The sequence below is a fragment of the Streptomyces sp. BR123 genome (assembly GCF_013401435.1).
Taxonomy (GTDB): domain Bacteria; phylum Actinomycetota; class Actinomycetes; order Streptomycetales; family Streptomycetaceae; genus Streptomyces.
Genome location: NZ_JACBGN010000630.1, coordinates 1 through 1,026 on the forward strand (window position 1 = coordinate 1; position 1,026 = coordinate 1,026).

Annotated in this window: 1 protein-coding gene and 1 pseudogene; both read right to left on the reverse strand. The window is 53.1% G+C overall.

What is annotated here, in order from left to right:
• Positions 1-56: 56 nt before the first annotated feature.
• Positions 57-644, reverse strand: a complete 588-nt coding sequence (locus HYE82_RS36755) for an MbeB family mobilization protein (RefSeq protein ID WP_179178559.1) — start codon at positions 642-644, stop codon at positions 57-59.
• An 83-nt stretch (positions 645-727) separates the two neighbouring features.
• Positions 728-1,026, reverse strand: a pseudogene (locus tag HYE82_RS37420) (relaxase/mobilization nuclease domain-containing protein); the annotation flags it as partial.

Sequence of the window (1,026 nt, forward strand, 5' to 3'; positions counted from 1 at the left end):
CGGTAATCATCGGCTCATTCCCCATCCCCTGCTTTGGGTTCGTTTGTGTCGTTGGCTTATCGTTTGGCTAGTTGATTCAAGATTTCGCTCTGCCGTTGCCGTATTTCGCTCTGCCGCTCTAACTCGGCTGCCAAGCTCGCTAGCTGCTGCGCTAAACTCGTGTTTTCCTGCTCTAGCTCTGCCAACCTTTCGCCCAAGTGCGTTAAGTCTTTCATCATTCGCTTCTCGGTCGCTACGCTTACCCGCGTTGCTTTGCTGTTCTCGACTGGGCAATTTTCCAGTGTCAAACCTTTGGTCTTGGTTTCCAACAGGTCTAGGGTGCGCTCTGCTTCGGCTCTCTGCTGTTTCAAGTCGTCCAGCTCGTTCTTGACGCTCCATATCGCTATGAACAGCCCTGCTATGACTATCAACCCTGCCGCCGATATACCTAGCAAGCTCCACAGATAGGGCTTGAATACTGCCTTGCTCATGCGTAACTGCCGGGCGTTTATATCGGCGGTTATTTTCTGCTCGCTTTGCTTCAATGCCTCGTTGATATTTTTCCGTAACGTCTCTAAGTCTGCTTTCGTTTGTTGCTCTATGCTGGCGGCTTCGGTGCGTGATGTCTGCTCGAAGGTCTTCGCCAAATCGGAAATCTTGCTCATACAGTGCGCCTTTCAGTCGGATGTTGCGCCCTTTTGGGTCCGGGTTCTTGATGCTGATGCTGCTGATGGTCGCTCGTGATATTTCAAAACCTACCTTTTCCAGCGTTTCCAGCACGTCTGCGCGGCTTTTTAGCTTGCCTGATAGGGCTAGGGCTTCTAAGCCGTCTGTGATGCTCTGTGATGCTCTGTGCGGCTTCCTGCGTGTTTCTCGGCAGGTCTTTGGCTTGGGTCATGCTCTGCCGTTTGGCGGGGTCGTCTGGGTCGCTGTATCCGTGCGTCAGGTTCTGCATGGTGCGCCATGCGTCCACTCTTCCTCTGTCGGCGGCGTAGTAGTAGGGCTGTAACCGCTTTCCGCTCAAAAGCTCGATGTTCGGTATCACGA

Bases quoted from the DNA above. Each gene is read 5' to 3' on its own strand.
- HYE82_RS36755 (WP_179178559.1), bottom strand. From the start codon at position 644: ATGAGCAAGATTTCCGATTTGGCGAAGACCTTCGAGCAGACATCACGC.